14 protein-coding genes are annotated in these 16,962 nt (G+C 68.5%); 6 read left to right on the top strand and 8 right to left on the bottom strand.

All coding sequences use genetic code 11. The annotated features are described in order from the left end of the window. Positions 1-64 precede the first annotated feature (64 nt). From pcaG to KR541_RS28020, 3 genes are all read right to left on the bottom strand, one after another. Complete coding sequence (gene pcaG, locus KR541_RS28030) at positions 65-658, bottom strand: protocatechuate 3,4-dioxygenase subunit alpha (RefSeq protein WP_050010832.1); 594 nt, start codon at positions 656-658, stop codon at positions 65-67. Between the two features lie 3 nt (positions 659-661). Then, a complete protein-coding gene (gene pcaH / locus KR541_RS28025) occupies positions 662-1,369 on the bottom strand; it encodes a protocatechuate 3,4-dioxygenase subunit beta (RefSeq protein WP_006489685.1) in 708 nt (235 codons plus the stop codon). Positions 1,370-1,644: 275 nt separating this feature from the next. After that, positions 1,645-2,211 (bottom strand): YiiX/YebB-like N1pC/P60 family cysteine hydrolase, encoded by a 567-nt coding sequence (locus KR541_RS28020; RefSeq protein WP_216089934.1) that lies wholly within the window; start codon positions 2,209-2,211, stop codon positions 1,645-1,647. 120 nt (positions 2,212-2,331) lie between these two features. Between KR541_RS28020 and KR541_RS28015 the strand changes: the two genes are divergently transcribed. The 4 genes from KR541_RS28015 (at position 2,332) to KR541_RS28000 (ending at position 4,991) form a co-directional block, all read left to right on the top strand. After that, a complete protein-coding gene (locus tag KR541_RS28015) occupies positions 2,332-3,069 on the top strand; it encodes a helix-turn-helix domain-containing protein (RefSeq protein WP_050010837.1) in 738 nt (245 codons plus the stop codon). Positions 3,070-3,146: 77 nt separating this feature from the next. Further along, on the top strand, positions 3,147-4,133 hold the full coding sequence (gene pcaQ, locus KR541_RS28010) for a pca operon transcription factor PcaQ (RefSeq protein WP_050010839.1): 987 nt from the start codon (positions 3,147-3,149) through the stop codon (positions 4,131-4,133). A gap of 128 nt (positions 4,134-4,261) precedes the next feature. Further along, positions 4,262-4,621, top strand: coding sequence for a type II toxin-antitoxin system RelE/ParE family toxin (locus KR541_RS28005; protein ID WP_050010840.1), 360 nt, complete (start codon positions 4,262-4,264; stop codon positions 4,619-4,621). Positions 4,622-4,694: 73 nt separating this feature from the next. Continuing rightward, positions 4,695-4,991 (top strand): XRE family transcriptional regulator, encoded by a 297-nt coding sequence (locus tag KR541_RS28000; RefSeq protein WP_012338300.1) that lies wholly within the window; start codon positions 4,695-4,697, stop codon positions 4,989-4,991. Between the two features lie 96 nt (positions 4,992-5,087). On the opposite strand, the gene KR541_RS27995 is transcribed toward KR541_RS28000, so the two are convergent. The 3 genes from KR541_RS27995 to KR541_RS27985 form a co-directional block, all read right to left on the bottom strand. Then, complete coding sequence (locus KR541_RS27995) at positions 5,088-6,362, bottom strand: APC family permease (protein WP_050010842.1); 1,275 nt, start codon at positions 6,360-6,362, stop codon at positions 5,088-5,090. Between the two features lie 139 nt (positions 6,363-6,501). Beyond that, positions 6,502-11,010, bottom strand: a complete 4,509-nt coding sequence (locus KR541_RS27990; RefSeq protein ID WP_216089933.1) for an Lhr family helicase — start codon at positions 11,008-11,010, stop codon at positions 6,502-6,504. Between the two features lie 278 nt (positions 11,011-11,288). Continuing rightward, positions 11,289-11,813, bottom strand: a complete 525-nt coding sequence (locus KR541_RS27985) for a metal-dependent hydrolase (protein WP_089489288.1) — start codon at positions 11,811-11,813, stop codon at positions 11,289-11,291. Between the two features lie 398 nt (positions 11,814-12,211). Between KR541_RS27985 and ggt the strand changes: the two genes are divergently transcribed. Both ggt and ppk2 read left to right on the top strand, forming a co-directional pair. Next, positions 12,212-13,933 (top strand): gamma-glutamyltransferase, encoded by a 1,722-nt coding sequence (ggt, locus tag KR541_RS27980; protein ID WP_216089932.1) that lies wholly within the window; start codon positions 12,212-12,214, stop codon positions 13,931-13,933. Between the two features lie 277 nt (positions 13,934-14,210). Further along, positions 14,211-15,161, top strand: a complete 951-nt coding sequence (gene ppk2 / locus KR541_RS27975; protein ID WP_050010849.1) for a polyphosphate kinase 2 — start codon at positions 14,211-14,213, stop codon at positions 15,159-15,161. Positions 15,162-15,303: 142 nt separating this feature from the next. On the opposite strand, the gene KR541_RS27970 is transcribed toward ppk2, so the two are convergent. Both KR541_RS27970 and KR541_RS27965 read right to left on the bottom strand, forming a co-directional pair. Continuing rightward, a complete protein-coding gene (locus tag KR541_RS27970; protein WP_124630314.1) occupies positions 15,304-15,891 on the bottom strand; it encodes an IMPACT family protein in 588 nt (195 codons plus the stop codon). A gap of 163 nt (positions 15,892-16,054) precedes the next feature. Next, positions 16,055-16,912: a LysR family transcriptional regulator gene (locus KR541_RS27965; RefSeq protein WP_216089931.1), complete on the bottom strand. Its 858-nt coding sequence runs from the start codon at positions 16,910-16,912 to the stop codon at positions 16,055-16,057. Positions 16,913-16,962 lie beyond the last annotated feature (50 nt).

Here is a 16,962-nt window from a genome sequence, read left to right as displayed (position 1 = left end):
CCATCGGAATCGCGCCACGCGGCGGTGCGGTTGCAGGCGAAGCCGACGTGCGCCGGCGCACGCGTCAAACGTCGAAGAACACGGTTTCGTCCGGCCCCTGCATGCGGATGTCGAAGCGATAGACGACCGGCCGGCCCGGCTGCGCGTCGCGTTTCGCGACGAGCGTCGCGCGGCGCTCGGCGGGCACCGCATTCAGCACGGGGTCGGTCGCGTTCGCGGCGGCCTCGTCGTCGAAGTACACACGCGTGAACGCATGGGTGAGGATCCCGCGCATCATCACGGTCACGTTGATGTGCGGCGCGTCGTCGGCGGCGACGCGGCCCGGCTTCACCGTCTCGACGACGAAGCGCTGCTGCGGATCGGTGCCCGTGCCGACGCGCGCGAAACCCGTGAAGCCGGATTTCGCGATGTCGTCGCGCGACGCGGGATAGCGGCCCGCGCCGTCCACCTGCGTGAATTCCAGCACCGCGTCGCCGACGACGTTGCCGTCGCCGTCGAACACCTGCCCGACCAGCAGCACATGCTCGCCTTCGGCGTGCGCGGCGGCAATCGTCGGCGTGAACAGGCTTTTCAGGTCGTAGTCGTATTGCTGCGGGCACAGGCCGTACGCGAAGTACGGGCCGACCGTCTGCGAAGGGGTTTGCTTCAGCGTCGTCATGGTTCAGCGCTCCATCGGGGTGGCGTCGCGGCCGCGCAGCACGATGTCGAATTCGTAGCCGAGCGCATAGCCTTCTTCGGTGATGTCCATCGAGAAGCGCGAGATCAGGCGATCGCGCGCGGCCTCGGGCGTGCCCTGGAAGATCGGGTCGTACGCGAGCAGCGGATCGCCGGGGAAGTACATCTGCGTGACGAGACGCGAGCCGAAGTAATCGCCGAACAGCGAGAAGTGGATGTGATTCGGACGCCACGCGTTCGGATGGTTGCCCCACGGATACGCGCCGGGCTTGATCGTCAGGAAGCGGTAGCGGCCTTCGTCGTCGGTCAGGCAGCGGCCGGCACCGAGGAAGTTCGGGTCGAGCGGTGCGTCGTGCTGGTCGACCTTGTGCACGTAGCGGCCGGCCGCGTTGGCCTGCCACACCTCGACGAGCGTGTTGCGCACGGGCTTGCCGCCTTCGTCGAGCACGCGGCCGGTGACGACCATCCGCTCGCCGAGCGGCTCGCCGTTCTTCACGGCGTTCTTCGTCAGGTCATGGTCGAGCGCGCCGAGATCTTCCGCGCCGTAGACGGGCGCGTACTGGTCGCGCAGCTTCTCCTTCAGCGGGATCAGCGGGCGGGTCGGGCCGCGCTTGACGGACGAACGGTACTCGGGGTGAACATAGGCCGGATGCGACGGCCAGTCGCGCGGCGTGAGGATCGTGGGGGAATCCATCGGGCGTCTCCTGTCAGTTTTTCGCGAAGTGGATGGCACGACTTTAGCCAATCCGGAAAGTTATGCAAAATGACCTTTTTTCGCGAATCGCATAACCGTTCGTTATGTTCGTCCTGACAATGAAAATTCCGCCGGACAGGCAACCTGTCCGGCGGAAAAAGCGATCGGGCTTCGCGTCGTCGGTGACGACCCCGTGCACGGCCCTCCAGCCAGCCCGTCGCTGTTTTTTGTCTTTCGTTCTCGTTGTTATCCGGTCTCCCCGAGCGTGCCCGTCGTCATGGATGGCGGGGATCGAAGACGATCCCGTCGAATTCGAGCACCAGCGTGCCGCTGCGCAGCAGGGCCGCCGGTGTCGACGCGTGGCCGGCGCCGAGCACGTCGGTCACGTACTGCGCGCAGAAGCTGCGCCGCGCCCGCAGGTTCAAGCGACTGCCGAGCAGCGCATCGATTCGCTGTTCGGCCAGCGCATGGACGTGACGCTGCGCGTCGGCCGACGCTGCCGCGACGCGGCGCGCCAGTGCGATGCGTCCGCCGTCGGTACGGGCGACGAAGCGCGACAGCGGCGTGAGCTTCGTCCACGCAAACGCGGTGGACTCGGCGATCAGCGGTTCGTCGCCCGACGTATCGACGACGATGCCGAAGCGATTGGCCCAGGTGTCGACCGCGCCAGCCGCGGCATCCGATGCACCGGCCGGTACGCGGATGAACACCAGATCGCCGACATGTGCGCCGGCGGCCAGCGTGCGCACGGTCGCGAGCGGCATCGTGCGATCGGTGTCGCGTGCATCGCGCGGGGCGGCGTGGTGCGGTTCGCAGAGGGCAGTGTCGATTCGGGTCGTCATTTCGGCTCCGTCGTTGCGTGACAGGACGGAGCGGATTATGCAGACAAGTAACCAAAAGTGCTGATGTGGATGCGCAAGTAGCCTAATATCCGACCTCGAGCATCATTTTTCGATACCGCCATGACCGAGACCGCCCAACTCATCGAAACGCTGAAGCGCCAGCTGAAGGCGCAGGGAATGACTTACCGGGACGTCGCGCGTGCGCTGGACGTGTCCGAGACGAGCGTGAAGCGGCTGTTCGCGAGCGGCCGCTTCACGCTGGAGCGTGTCGCGGAGATCGCCCAGCTGCTCGGCTATACGCTCGCCGAGCTCGTGCAGGAAGCGTCGGCGTCCGCGCCGCGCTTGCGCGTGCTGACCGAGCAGCAGGAGGCGTTGCTGGTGTCGGACGAGAAACTGCTGCTGGTCGCCGTCTGCGCGATCAACTACTGGACCGTGCAGGACATCGTGTCGGCCTATCGGCTCACGCAGGCCGAGTGCGTGAAATATCTGCTGATGCTCGACCGGATGAACGTGATCGCGCTGCTGCCCGGCGACCGGATTCGCGTGCGCGTCGCGCGCGATTTCGACTGGCTGCCGGGCGGGCCGATTCGCCGCTACTTCCATGCGCACGTGCTCGACGACTTTCTCGGCAGCCGCTTCGACGGCCCGGGCGAGACGATGACGTTCCTGCAGGGGATGCTGACCGATGCGGCCGCCGCGGAGCTCGAACAGGAACTGCGGCGGCTCGCCAGCAAGGCGGCGGCGCTGCATGCGGAGTCGTCGTCCGCGCCGCTGGGGCAGAAGCACGGTACGGCCCTGCTGATCGCGAAACGGATCTGGGAGCCGACGGGATTCCACGCGCTGCGGCGCCATGCGTGATGCCGCGCCGAATGCTTGGGCCTTTCCGGAAAGTTATGCAAAATGGCGATTCATCATCATTCGCATAACGACTCGTTATGAATAACCGTATCGCCGACGGTCGCGTCAAATTCCGGCACCTGCAGTGTTTTCTCGCGGTCGCGCAGCTGGGCGGCGTGCAGAAGGCGGCCGAAAGCCTGTCGATCACGCAACCGGCCGTGTCGAAGACGATCGCCGAACTGGAGGCGATCCTCGGCGTGAAGCTGTTCGAGCGCGGCCGGCACGGCGCGCAGCCGACCCGCGAAGCGCAGCTGTTCATGCCGCACGCGAACGCGTGCGTGCTGGCGCTGCGGCAGGGCGTCGGGCTGCTGGCGCGCGAGGGCGGGGCCGCCGCCGCGACGCTGGAAATCGGCATGCTGCCGACCGTCGCGGCCTCGCTCGCGCCGGCCTTGATGAAGGCACTGACCGCACGCTGGCCGCGCATCGTCGTACGGATCGCGACGGCCGCGAACGCCGAGTTGCTCGAGCGTCTGAAATCCGGCGCGATCGAGTGCGCGATCGGTCGGCTGTCGGAGCCCGAGCGGATGATCGGGCTCGCGTTCGAGCAGTTGTACAACGAGCCGCTCGTCGCGGTCGTGCGCGCCGGGCACCCGCTGCTCGCGAGCGCGGCGCCGGCCGCCGAGCTGGCGCGCTATCCGGTCGTGCTGCCGCCGTTCGGCACGCTGATCCGCCAGTCGGCCGAGCAACTGCTCGGCGCATGCGGCGCGCCGCCGCTGGATTCGTTCATCGAGGTGCTGTCGGTATCGGTCGCGCGCGCCTTGGCGCTCGAGAATGACGCGGTCTGGTTCGTGCCGCTCTATGCGGCCGAATACGATCTGTCGGCCGGCGCGCTGGCGCGCCTGCCGCTGCCGTCGGCGGGCACCGACGAGCCGGTCGGGCTCGTGCTGCGTACCGATGCGCAACCGTCGCCGGTCGCGCGGACGCTGATCGACGCGGTGCGCGACATCGCGCGATCGCGGTTCGGCGATGCGCACCCGCACCGGGCGCCGCGTGCGGCGCGCAAGCCCGGTCGCGGCAAGCGTTGATTCATCGGGCCGGGCGACGCGCCGGGCCCGATCTCCTTTCTTGCTGCAGGGATCCGCCATTCGGCCAGTAGCCGTCATAGGGGTGCTTGGCATATCGTACCGTTTTTGATACGATTGGCGGCAAGACGATGACGAGACAGCAGATTCAGGCCACGCTCGGCGTGCGGTTCTTTCGCTCGGCCCGCGGCAACGAGCCGGTGCGCGAATGGCTCAACGCGCTCGGGCAAGTGGATCGAAGGGCGATCGGCGAAGAGATCAAGACCGTTCAACTCGGCTGGCCGCTCGGCATGCCGCTGGTCCGCAAGATGGCGAAGGATCTGTGGGAGATCCGCGTGGCGGTGCCGGGGCGCAGCGCACGCGTGCTGTTCACGGTCGTCGGCGACACGATGGTGCTGTTGCACGGCTTCTTCAAGCAGTCGCAGGCCACACCGTCGGACGATCTCGACGTCACCGTCGCGCGCCTGAAAACGCTGATGCGCGCCATCTGAATTCCCCGGTTGCGCCGGAATACACCGTCTCCGACGGTCGGGCAGCCGGCAACGCCATGCACTGGAGTACGACATGACGACCACGAACAATCCGCATATCGGCAGCGATTTCGATGCCTTTCTCGAAGCGGACGGCAATCTCGAAGCGGCCACCGCCACCGCGATCAAGCGCGTGATCGCGTGGCAGATCGGGCAGGAAATGAAGGCGCAGCACATCACGAAAACCGCGATGGCCGCGCGGATGAAAACCAGCCGCGCCGCACTCAACCGTCTGCTCGACGAAACCGACACGAGCCTCACGCTGGCGACGCTCGCGAGCGCGGCCGCCGCGCTCGGCAAACGGCTCAGCTTCGAGCTGGTGCCGGCCTGACCGGCGCGAACGAACGGCGCACGGGCGGCTCGACGTGATGGTTCGCGCGCCGGGCGGGGCGAGCGGGCCGGCGTCGGCCCGCGGGCGCATGCCGGGTCATTTGCGCGGGCCGGCGACCTGCAGATAAAGCAGTGCGCCGCCCGCGAGCAGTAGCGGGAACAGGAAATACCAGCCGGTCGTCATGAACAGTCCGGCCACCGCAATCAGCGAAATCCACGCGCAGCGATACGCGATGCCGCCACGCGGCAACAGTTTCAGCGCGGCCGCCGCGCCGAGCCCATACACCATCACGAAACATCCGGACGTCACAAGCACGAGCGGCTTCGGCCCGACGTCCGACAGCGCCGTGGCGGCCAGTGCGACGGCCGCGAGCACGGCGATCACGCCGAGGCTGCGGCGCGGCACGCCGCCCACCTGGCTGCCTTGCGCGAGCCACGCAGGCAACGCGCCGTCGCGTCCGAGCGCCGCGCCGAGCTTGGCCGCGCCCGCGAAATACGCGTTCATCGTGCCGAGCGTGAGCAGCAGCGCGGCGGCCGCCGCCAGCACTTGCGCATGGCCGCCGATGCCGCCCGCGATCAGTTCGGCGAGCGGCGCGCCCGATGCGCCTGCGGAAGGCCCGAGCACCGTCACGCTCGCGGCGGCGACCGACAGATACAGGAACCCGACGACCACGACCGCGATGCCGGCCGAACGCGGCATGTCGTGCGCGGGCCGGCGGAATTCGGCGGCGAGATGGGTGATCGCTTCCCAGCCGGCGAAGCTCCACACGAGCAGCGCGGCGGCCTGGCCGACGGCGAGCCAGCCATGCGGGGCGAATGGATGCAGGTTCGCGGTGCGCGCATGCGGCGCGGACGCAAGCACCGCGGCGAGCAGCAGCGTGACGAGCAGCGCCGACAACACCAGTTGCATGCGGCCCGACACGGTGACGCCGAATGCATTTGCGGCCGACACGGTCGCGATCAGCGCGGCGGCGGTGACGATGACCGTCGTGTGTCCGCCGCCCGTAACGGCCGCGACGTATGCACCGCCGAACATCGCGGCCGCCGGTGCGCCGGCAGGCACCGCGAAATAGAAGCACCAGCCGACGATGGCGGCAGCCTTCGGGCCGAATGCACGCCGCGCGTAGGTCGACACACCGCCCGCATCGGGATAGCGGGCGCCGAGTGCGGCGAAGGTGGCCGCGAGCGGCCCGGACAGCACGACGAGCGCCGCCCATGCGAGCAGCGAGGCCGGCCCCGCGACTTCGGCGGCGAGCGCGGGCAGCGCGATCACGCCGGTGCCGAGCACCGCGCCGATATAAAGCGCGGCGCCCTGGAAAATGGTCAGCGAACCCGCGTGATGAGCAGCGGGCGAATCGGCATGCGAAGGCATGAGCGGCAGTCTCCGGGAGTCTTGTTTTGTGTGGACGACGCGCGAAAGCCCGCGCGGTCGATCACCGATGCTACCCGAACGATGGCGCTCGCGCGGCCCGGCGATGAGTAGTCTCGTGCCGCGACCGTGTCAGCCGATGTCAGCAGGAACGCGCGAGCCGCAGGCGCGCGTCCTCGCGCGCGGCAGGCGACAGGTCGGGCGCGTAATGGAACGTGCCCGATACCAGCGAGGCGACGGGCACGCCGTCGCGGAACAGCACGCGATTGCCGGCCAGCGCCGGCACCTTGTCGCCGGGCAACAGCGTGCCGGCGAGATTCAGCGGATCGGCGCCCGTCACGCATAGGTATTGTCCGTCGCCCGGTTGCCGTCGGAGTTCGCGCAGGATCGGGATGGCCTCGGGCAGCGCGAACTGCTCGCCCGCGAGCCCGGCGACGAAGCGACCGCCGCGAATCTCGCCGCGTGCTTCGAGGCGCTGCAGCACGCGCACGAGTTCGCGCCAGCTGGGCAGCCAGTCGGCTTCGCGTTCGAGCAGCCGCCAGAACACGACGCCGTAGCGGCGCAGCAGCGTCCACACGATATGTTCGAGCGCGTCGGGATCGGTCGTGGCGAGGTTGCGTTTCGGTGCAGGCGTGTCGTCATCCGGCGGTGCCTGACGCTGTACGAGCGCCCAGCGGCCGGCGTCGTCCATCCCGCCGATCAGCGCGCCGCCGCGGCGCGTGCGTGGCGCATACGTCGCGCTGCGCTTGACGGCCGGCTTCAGCAGCGCGCGCAGGCCCGCGTAGCTGTCCGCATTCACGAGGCCGGCCGACACGAGTTCGCCGAGCGCCTGTTCGAGTTCGACGGGCAGCATGTGCAGGTCGTCAAGCAGCGCATCGAAGAACATCGCGCCGTGCGCGGCGAGTGCGTCGCGCACTTGCGTGGCGCGCGCGGACAGCGCCGGTTGCGCATCGGGGTCCCGCAGCGCCTGCCACGCGGAAAGATGACGGCGTGGCAGCAGCACGATTGGCGTCGTCTTCACGGGCGTGCCGGCCGCGCGCGCCGGCGCGCCGATGCGGGTCCACACGAGCTTGCCCGAGCGGCACAACTCGTCGAGGCCGCCCGCCGTGTAGTCGGTGAGCCGCGCGGGCAGCAGCGCGTCTTCCCACGCGCTTGCCGCGGCCTCGTAGCCTTCGAGCTGTTCGACAACGGCTGCCAGCGCGTCGCGGCCGGTGCCGCGCGTGTCGGGCGTCAGGTGCTGCCAGTGGAACAGGAAGCGCATGAAATCGGCGCGTTCGACCGGCTCGATCTCACGACGCAGCCGCTTCACCGTATAGCGATGAATGCGCGCGAGCAGATGGCGTTCGCACCATTCGTCGATCGTCGCGCCCGGCGTGAAGCGGCCGCGCATCACGTAGCCTTCGCGCTCCAGCGCCGCGAGCGCCGTCGCCACCGACGCGGGCGGCAGCCCGAGCGGCGCGGCGATCGCATCGAGCGTCAACGGCCCGAAGCCGGTGAGCCGCGCGCGGATCACGTCGACGAGCGCCGCATCGGCTTCCCACGGCTGCACGCATGCGGCCGGCACCTTGAGCGCTGGTGTCGCACGGGCGTCCGCATGCAGCGCGCGCAGGCAGACGAGCCGCTCGACCGGCACCCACAGCGCGGCGCCGCACGGCGTGGCGAGTTTCGTCGCGCGGCGGCGTTCCGCGAGTTCCGCCAATCGCTCGGGCCAGCCTGCGTGCGCGTGCGCCTCGCTGTCGGCGACGCACGCGAGCGTGAGCAGCGCATCATGCATTTCGTCGGCGTCGCGCACGAGCGGCCACGCTTCGTCACGCACCGCGTCGATTGCGTCGGCGTCGAGCGCACCGAGATCGTCGGCCGATTCGGGATCGCTCCAGCGGCGCGACTGCACGGCCTGCGTGCGGCGTTCCTCGAGCGGCGCATCGTCGAGGAATGCGTAGGGCTTCGCGTTCAGGATCTCGGCCGCGAGCGGCGACGGCGCGGGCAAGTCGCGCGCGACGAGCTCGATCGCGCCGCTTTCGATCCGGCGCAGCAGCGCGAGCCAGCCGTCGGTGTCCATCGCGTCGTGCAGGCAGTCGTCGAGCGTCTGGTCGACGAGCGGATGATGCGGAATCTCGCGTTCGCCGACGATGTTCTCGAGGCACGCGACCTGATCGGGGAACACCGTCGCGAGCAGATCGTCGCTCTTCATCCGCTGCAGTTGCGGCGCGGTGCGCCGGCCGCCGGTGAAACGCGGCAGCGCGAGCGCGGTGGTCGCGTTCCAGCGCCAGCGCACGCCGAACATCGGCGCGTCGAGCAGCGCCTGGGTCAGCACGTGCTCGGCGCTGGCCGAACGCAGGTAGCGCCACACTTCGTCGAGCGCGAAGCTGTGCGCGAGCGACAGCGACAGGATGATCGCGTCGTCGGTCGCGGCGGCCTGCAGTTCGAAGTTGAAGTTGCGGCAGAAGCGCTTGCGCAGCGCGAGCCCCCAGGCGCGGTTGATCCGGCTGCCGAACGGCGAATGGATCACGAGCTGCGTGCCGCCCGATTCGTCGAAGAAACGCTCCATCACGAGCGTGTCCTGCGTCGGCAACGCGCCGAGCGCGGCGCGGGTGCGCGCGAGGTAGTCGGCGATCTGGCGCGCGGCGTCGGGCGACAGGTGCAGATCGTCGACGAGCCAGCGCAACGCGGGGGCGAGGCGGCTTTCGGTGGGGGCGAGCGCGGTGCCGCCGGGCGCGTTGTCGGGCGAGGCGGGCTGCGCGTCAGTCTCGGCGGCCGCTTTTCGGCGTTTGCCGCGGGTAGTCGTCTTGCCTGCCTCGGTGACGTTCGCGTGCTTCGCCGCGTCGGTCCGCGCCTGCCGGTCGCCATCGGCGAACAGTCCGTCGAGCCGCGCGCGCAGCCGGCCGACCGCCGCCGACAGCTCGTCGCTGCGCCCGAGCCCCTCGCCGAGCCAGAACGGAATGCTCGGCGATTGACCCTGCGCATCCTCGACACGCACGCGGCCCGTCTCCACACGAATGATCCGGTACGACTGGTTGCCCAACTGGAACACGTCGCCGGCCAGGCTCTCGATCGCGAAATCCTCGTTGACCGTGCCCACCTGGATGCCCTGCGGTTCGAGCAGCACCGCGTAGTCGGCCATGTCGGGGATCGTGCCGCCGGAAGTGGTCGCGGTCATCATCGCGTTGCGGCGGCCGCGCACGGTGCCGCCCACCACGTCGCGATGCAGGTATGCGCCGCGCACGCCGCGCCGGCTCGTGAACCCTTCGGCGAGCATCTTCATCACTTCGTCGAAGCGCTCGCGCGTCAGCCGCGCGTACGGCGCGGCGCGCGTGAAGCTCGCATACAGCGCGTCTTCCTGCCATTCCGTGCACGCGACTTCGGCGACGATCTGCTGCGCGAGCACGTCGAGCGGCGCTTCGGGAATCCGCAGCGCGTCGAGTTCGCCGCGCTGCACGCAGTCGAGCAGCGCCGCGCATTCGACCAGCTCGTCGCGCGACAGCGGAAAGAGCCGCCCCTTCGGCACGCCGCCGACGTGGTGCCCCGAGCGGCCGACGCGTTGCAGGAACGGCGCGATGCCGCGCGGCGAGCCGACCTGGCAGACGAGATCGACGTCGCCGATGTCGATGCCCAGTTCGAGCGACGCGGTCGCGACGAGCAGTTTCAGTTCGCCGCGCTTCAGGCGCTGCTCGGCGTCGAAGCGGTGCTCCTTCGCGAGACTGCCATGATGCGCGGCGATCGCGTCCTTGCCGAGCCGGTCGGCGAGATGGCGCGCCATGCGCTCGGCGGTGCGGCGCGTGTTGACGAACACCAGCGTCGTGCGGTGCGCGGCCGCGAGCCCCGCGATGCGGTCGTACACCTGTTCCCACACGTCGGTCGCCATCACCGGTTCGAGCGGCACGTTCGGCAGTTCGAGCGCGAGATCGCGCTCGCGCGTGTGGCCCGTGTCGACGATCGCGCAGTCGCGCGGCGCGTCGGCCGGCCCGCCGACCAGGAAGCGCGCGACCGCGTCGATCGGCTTTTGCGTGGCCGACAGCCCGATGCGCGGCAGCGCGCGGCCGACCAGCGCGTCGAGGCGTTCGAGCGACAGCGCGAGATGGCTGCCGCGCTTGGACGACGCAAGCGCATGGATTTCGTCGACGATGACCGAGCGCACGTTCGACAGCATTTGCCGCCCCGACGTGGACGACAGCAGCACGTACAGCGATTCGGGTGTGGTGACGAGGATGTGCGGCGCGCGCTTGCGCAGCGCGGCGCGTTCGGCCTGCGTCGTGTCGCCGGTGCGCACCGCGGTGCGGATCGCGGGCACCGGCAGGCCGAGTTGCGCGAGCGATTCCGCGATGCCGGCGAGCGGCGCGTCGAGGTTCACGTGGATGTCGTTCGACAGCGCCTTCAGCGGCGATACGTAGACGACCAGCGTCGCGTCGGGCAGCGTGCCGTCATGCGCGAGCGCATCGCGCACCAGATCGTCGAGCGCGCACAGGAACGCGGTGAGCGTCTTGCCGGAGCCGGTCGGCGCGGCGACGAGCGTCGAGCGGCCGGCCTTGATGTGCGGCCACGCGAGCGCCTGCGCGCCGGTCGGCGCGGCGAACGTGCGCCGGAACCACGCGGCGACGGCCGGGTGGAACACGTCGAGCGCGCGGGCGGCAGGGCGGGTAGCTGTGACGTCCATCGGAGCGTTGAAATAGGGTGCGAGCGGGGGGCGAGCGTGCGGACGGATCGCACGCGAATCGAATTGTCAGTGTGCCAGACGCCGCGCGCGCGTGCCGGACATGCGTGCCGGCGATTCCAATTCAGATGGGGGCTCGCGCCGTGCTTTCAATGGACGGAAAGTTGCGTGCCCGCCGGCACGCCGAGCGCGCGCTGAATTGTGTCGAATTGCAACTGGGCCGAGCCCCAAGCCTGAATTTTTCCGAACAGCGGAACGTGCGTGATGAGCGCGAACCGCTCCTAGACGCGATGCAGCCAGCCGAGCCAGTGTTCCACCAACGGCGCACGCGACCACAGCGACTGCGCGAGCCACAGCGTGCCGCCCCACGCGGCGGCCACGACGATCAGGTCGCAATGCCCGCTGTTCCACAGGTTCAGCGAATGGCGCCGCCAGATCCACGGTACGCCGAGCGGATTGGGCCAGTCGGCGAGCAGGTGCATCACGCCGCCGCAGGCGAAGCCGAACAGCGGCGCGGCCCACAGCGGATGCGGATGATGGGTGAGCCCGTGCCAGCCGAGCGCGAGCAGCGCGACCCAGCCGATACCCCAGTGCGTGAGGGTGCGATGCGTGATCCACAGGCGGCGTTTGCGGCTCCACCAGGCGACTTCGAGCCAGTCGGGCGCGGTGCCGCCCGCGACGCCCGCCGCGAACGCGGCGAGCATGCCCGAATGCCACGGGCCGGTTGCGCCGGTTTGCGCGACGAGGACGGCGGCGGCGACGCCGGCCGCGAAGCCGGACGCGTGATGCGCATTGTGTGATGCCATAGCGAGCGAGACGAGGAAACGTGAAGCGGCGCGTGCACGAAACGATGATGCGGCGCGCAAGCGGGGCGCTATATTCGCAGATCGGCCCGAGCCGCGCGCGGCGCGTTTGCAGATTTTTTTACGCGCAATGCACGGCATGCCGCGCGGTTCGCAACTTTCGGTTTTGTGCATTGCGCGACGGCGCGCGCCGCAGGCGGTGTCGAACGCTCCACTTGTGTGTCGCGGCGCCGCAACGTGACCGGCCGCACACACGCGGCACGCTTTCGTCGCGCGCCGCGTGTTCGACCCTTTTTGTGCCCCTATACTACGAAGCCGGCATATGGCCGTCGGCGCGCCAGCGGCCATCCACGGATCAGGTGCTTGTCGTGCCTGAAGGAGATCCACATGGGGGACATGCAATGACTACGCTGAATCGCTTCAAATCATCCGCCGCCGTGCTGGCGACGGTGGCCGGCATCGGCTTCCTGCCGAACGCGCCCGCCTACGCGAAGGGGCCGCAGCCCGCGGTCCTGACGAGCTCGGCGGTGGCGGTGGCCGACAAGTACAGCGCGGATGCCGCGGAGCGGATCTTCAAGGAAGGCGGCAACGCGATCGACGCAGCCGTCGCGATCGCGTTCACGCTGGCCGTCACGTACCCGGAAGCCGGCAACATCGGCGGCGGCGGCTTCATGACGATCTACAAGGACGGCAAGCCGTACTTCATCGATTACCGCGAGCGCGCGCCGCTCGCCGCGACGAAGGACATGTACCTCGACAAGGACGGCAACGTCGTCAAGGGCATGAGCCTGTACGGCCCGCGCGCGGTCGGCGTGCCGGGCACGGTCGCGGGCATGTGGGAGGCGCAGAAGCGCTTCGGCAAGCTGAAGTGGAAGCAGGTGCTCGCGCCGGCGATCCACTACGCGCGCGACGGCTTCGTCGTCGACGAACAGCTCGCGCAGCGCGGCGTCGACGCATCGAAGGAGTTTGGCGGCAAGACCAACTTCGACAAGTATTTTTCCGGACTGAAGGCCGGCGCGAACTTCAAGCAGCCCGATCTCGCCGACGTGCTGACGCGCATCGCGAACGGCGGCGCGGAGGGCTTCTACAAGGGCAAGACGGCCGAACTGATCGCCGCGTCGATGAAGACCGGCGACGGCAACGGGCTGATCACGACCGAAGATCTCGCGCAGTATCGCGCGGTGTGGCGCCAGCCGGTGCAGGCGAAGTGGAACGGCTATGACGTGATCACCGCGCCGCCGCCGAGCTCCGGCGGCATCGGCCTCGTGCAGTTGCTGAAGATGAAGGCCGACCTCAAGCAGGACTTCGAGGGCGTGAAGCTCAACTCGCCGCAGTACATCCACCTCGTCGCGGAAATCGAAAAGCGCGTGTTCGCCGATCGCGCGCAGTATCTCGGCGATCCCGACTTCTACAAGGTGCCGATCGCGCAGCTGACCGACGACGCGTACATCGCGAAGCGCGCGGCCGAGGTCAACCCGAAGGAGCCGTCGGACACGAAGAGCGTGCAGCCGGGCCTCGGCACGACGATGCCGGAGAAGGCCGAAACGACGCATTTCTCGGTGGTCGACAAGTGGGGCAACGCGGTATCGAACACGTACACGATCAACGGCTATTTCGGCTCGGGTGTGATCGCCGACGGCACGGGCATCGTGCTGAACGACGAGATGGACGACTTCTCCGCGAAGCCGGGCGTCGCGAACATGTTCGGCGTGGTCGGCAGCGACGCGAACGCGATCGAACCGAAGAAGCGTCCGCTGTCGTCGATGTCGCCGACGATCATGACGAAGGACGGCAAGGTGTCGCTGGTGATCGGCACGCCGGGCGGCTCGCGCATCTTCACGTCGATCTTCCAGGTGATCAACAACATCTACGACTTCAAGATGCCGCTGAAGGAAGCGGTCGGCGCGATGCGTTTCCATCACCAGCTGCTGCCGCCGAACACGATCTTCTGGGAGCCGTACCACCCGATCGAAGGCGAACTCGCGAAGCCGATCGAGGCGCGCGGCTATACGCTGAAGGGGCAGGATTTCAGCGGCGACATCCAGGTCATCAAGATCGACGGCAAGACGCCGGAGGCGATGGCCGATCCGCGCGGGCGGGGCGTGACGCGGGTCATTCGTTGACGTTGACGTGAAGCAATGCGTGCGCGGCGACAGCGGCCGCGCGTGCCGTTCGGCAGCCGGTGTCTCGACCCGGCTGCCGAATTTTTTCAGCCGGTCGTTCGGATGAAGCCCGCGATCCGCGCGGCAATGGCTTCGGGCGGATCCTCGAAGCAGCCGTGCCCGACGCCGGTCCGCTCATTTCGCTTCCGACGGGCTTGGCCGCCCGTTTTCATGAATTTGACGCGCGACGCTGGGATAATGAAAGAGTTTGGCTGCGTCAATGATGGAAGGAGGCCCCATGGGCGACAACGATACCCGCACCGAGACCGACAACCGCACCGATACGGACCCGATGGAAGCGCGCCAGCGCCGTTTCGAGGAGGATCTCGTCGACGCCTACGACGAAGAGCTCGAGATGGAGCTCGACGACCGCCGCTTCGACGATGGCGAGGACCTGCTGTTCTCGCCCGAGCGTCGCGAGGCGCGCAAGGAATATTTCCGCGAGCTGTTCCGGCTGCAGGGCGAGCTCGTGAAGCTGCAGGACTGGGTCGTGAATACCGGACACCGGCTCGTCGTCATTTTCGAGGGGCGCGACGCGGCCGGCAAGGGCGGCGCGATCAAGCGCATCACGCAGCGCCTGAACCCGCGCGTGTGCCGGGTTGCCGCGCTGCCGGCGCCGAACAACCGCGAGCGCACGCAATGGTACTTCCAGCGCTATGTCGCGCATCTGCCGGCCGGCGGCGAGATCGTGCTGTTCGACCGCAGCTGGTACAACCGTGCGGGTGTCGAGCGCGTGATGAATTTCTGTACCGACGACGAGTACGAGGAATTTTTCCGGTCGGTGCCCGAGTTCGAGAAGATGCTCGTGCGCAGCGGGATCCAGATCGTCAAGTACTGGTTCTCGATCACCGACCACGAGCAGGAGCTGCGCTTCCAGAGCCGGATCGCGGATCCGCTGAAGCAGTGGAAGCTGAGCCCGATGGACCTCGAAAGCCGCCGCCGCTGGGAGGCTTATACGGCCGCGAAGGAAGAGATGCTGCAGCGCACGCATATTCCCGAGGCGCCGTGGTGGGTCGTGCAGGCCGTCGACAAGAAGCGCGCACGGCTGAACTGCATTCACCATCTGCTGGGCCAGGTGCCGTATCACGAGGTGCCGCGCCCGACGATCGATCTGCCGCAGCGCGAGCATCACGAGGATTACATTCGCCGGCCGGTGCCGGACAACATGATCGTGCCGGACGTTTATTGAGCGATTCGCCCGGTCGATCGCAATGCGACGAAGCGCGCCGCGGTATGCGGCGCGTTTTTTTGAGGTCTGGCGGAGGGTGGGCGGTTCGAATGCATGCAGTGCATGCGTACGCGCACGCCGCGCGGGCTGTCGCCGCAACGGCTCAAAGATCAGGAAACCCCGAGCGCCCCTGCGTCAGATCGAACAATTCGGCTCTTGCCGCGGCTTCGGCGGTTTCGGGCAGCTTGATCACGAGCTTCACCGTCATCCCGTACGCGCTGTCCACCAGTTCATAGCCGGCTTGTTCGATCCAGCGGCGCACGCGCGCCTCTTCCGGGTAGCCGATCTCGACCGCGAGCCGCGTGCGCCGAATGCGCTCGACGCGCTCGGCATCGAGCAGCGCCGATGCGATCGCATCCGTATACGCACGCACCAGCCCGCCCGCGCCGAGCTTCACGCCGCCGTAGTAACGCACGACCGCGCCGAGCACGCCGTCGAGGTCGTGATGGCGCAGCACTTCGAGGATCGGCCGGCCCGCGGTGCCCGACGGCTCGCCGTCGTCCGACATACCGGACTGGCCGCCCGCCAGCAACGCCCAGCACACGTGGGTGGCCGCCGGATGCTCGTCGCGCAGGCGTTGCAGGACCTGCATCGCGGCATCGCGGTCCTCGACCGGAACCGCGTACGCGATGAAACGGCTCTTGCGGATTTCGAGTTCGCGGATGGTGGAGGCGGCGAGCGAGTAACTCATGCGTCGCGACGCGGAAAGTGTAGGGAAATCAAGGCGATGATAGCTGGTGGATGCGTTTGACGGGGGCCCGTGGACGAATGGATATCGTCTGCATGAGCGCGGGGCAAAGACGGAATTTTACCGTGGCGCGCGTCGAAGCATTTCGATGCCGCTGCGCACGGCATCAACGCACGCCGACCGACGACCGCAGCGCCGCGCCCAGCGTGCGCAGCGCCTGCCGGGCGTGCGCATCGGTCAGATTCGAGTAGAGCACCACGTCGCGCGTCGGCAACGGCGGCAGCCCGTAGCGCATCCCCACGTCGACGGTGCCGGCGGGCGCCACGCGATGCCCGAGCGCCGCGATGGCCAGCCCCGCGGACACCGCCGCGCCGATCGTCGCCACGCCGCCGCCGACGAAGACTTCCGTCCACGCGACACCGGCTTCGTCCAGCGCGTCGACCGCCATGCGGCGCACGCTGCACGGTTCGGCCTGCGTGGCGAGCCGCAGCGGTTGCGGCGGATGGTATTCGAAATCGGCCGCCGCCATCCAGCCGAACGACTCCGACAGAATGGTTTCGCCGTCGAGCCGCCGGCTGTCGTGCTGCAGCGCGACGGCCGCATCGAGCAGGCCGCGATCGAACGCATCGAGCACGTCGCGCGACGCGGCGACGCGGATCTCCAGCACCAGCGCCGGCTCCGCTTCGCTCATCCGCCGCAACAGCATCGGCAGATCGGCGCCGACGACATGGTGGCTGACGCCGATCACCAGCCGTCGCCGGCTCGTGCCGAATGCGCTGATTGCGCCATGGTGAGCAGCCACCAGTTCGCGCGCCGGCTCCAGGAACGCGGTGCCGTCGGCCGACAGACGAACCTGCCGCGGCGTGCGTTCCAGCAGGCGGCGGCCGAGCCCGTCTTCCAGCCGCTTGATCTTCAGGCTCACCGCGGACTGCGTGGTGTCCAGCGCCTCCGCCGCCCGCGTGAAGCTCTTGAGATCGGCGGTCAGCACGAATGCCTGCACGGCTTCGATGTCGAGCGTTTTCATCGCACCCTCGGTCATTTCAGAATCGAATCATTGAAATATTCTGCCATCGT

Source organism: Burkholderia sola, from assembly GCF_905400185.1.
In the GTDB taxonomy this organism is placed as follows: Bacteria; Pseudomonadota; Gammaproteobacteria; order Burkholderiales; family Burkholderiaceae; genus Burkholderia; species Burkholderia sola.
This window is presented reverse-complemented; position numbering and strand designations above follow the sequence as displayed.

What these genes read in the sequence shown, in the direction of transcription:
- pcaG (WP_050010832.1), bottom strand. Translation starts at nt 658, where the DNA reads ATGACGACGCTGAAGCAAACCCCTTCGCAGACGGTCGGCCCGTACTTC.
- pcaH (WP_006489685.1), bottom strand. Translation starts at nt 1,369, where the DNA reads ATGGATTCCCCCACGATCCTCACGCCGCGCGACTGGCCGTCGCATCCG.
- KR541_RS28020 (WP_216089934.1), bottom strand. Translation starts at nt 2,211, where the DNA reads ATGACGACCCGAATCGACACTGCCCTCTGCGAACCGCACCACGCCGCC.
- KR541_RS28015 (WP_050010837.1), top strand. Translation starts at nt 2,332, where the DNA reads ATGACCGAGACCGCCCAACTCATCGAAACGCTGAAGCGCCAGCTGAAG.
- pcaQ (WP_050010839.1), top strand. Translation starts at nt 3,147, where the DNA reads ATGAATAACCGTATCGCCGACGGTCGCGTCAAATTCCGGCACCTGCAG.
- KR541_RS28005 (WP_050010840.1), top strand. Translation starts at nt 4,262, where the DNA reads ATGACGAGACAGCAGATTCAGGCCACGCTCGGCGTGCGGTTCTTTCGC.
- KR541_RS28000 (WP_012338300.1), top strand. Translation starts at nt 4,695, where the DNA reads ATGACGACCACGAACAATCCGCATATCGGCAGCGATTTCGATGCCTTT.
- KR541_RS27995 (WP_050010842.1), bottom strand. Translation starts at nt 6,362, where the DNA reads ATGCCTTCGCATGCCGATTCGCCCGCTGCTCATCACGCGGGTTCGCTG.
- KR541_RS27990 (WP_216089933.1), bottom strand. Translation starts at nt 11,010, where the DNA reads ATGGACGTCACAGCTACCCGCCCTGCCGCCCGCGCGCTCGACGTGTTC.
- KR541_RS27985 (WP_089489288.1), bottom strand. Translation starts at nt 11,813, where the DNA reads ATGGCATCACACAATGCGCATCACGCGTCCGGCTTCGCGGCCGGCGTC.
- ggt (WP_216089932.1), top strand. Translation starts at nt 12,212, where the DNA reads ATGACTACGCTGAATCGCTTCAAATCATCCGCCGCCGTGCTGGCGACG.
- ppk2 (WP_050010849.1), top strand. Translation starts at nt 14,211, where the DNA reads ATGGGCGACAACGATACCCGCACCGAGACCGACAACCGCACCGATACG.
- KR541_RS27970 (WP_124630314.1), bottom strand. Translation starts at nt 15,891, where the DNA reads ATGAGTTACTCGCTCGCCGCCTCCACCATCCGCGAACTCGAAATCCGC.
- KR541_RS27965 (WP_216089931.1), bottom strand. Translation starts at nt 16,912, where the DNA reads ATGAAAACGCTCGACATCGAAGCCGTGCAGGCATTCGTGCTGACCGCC.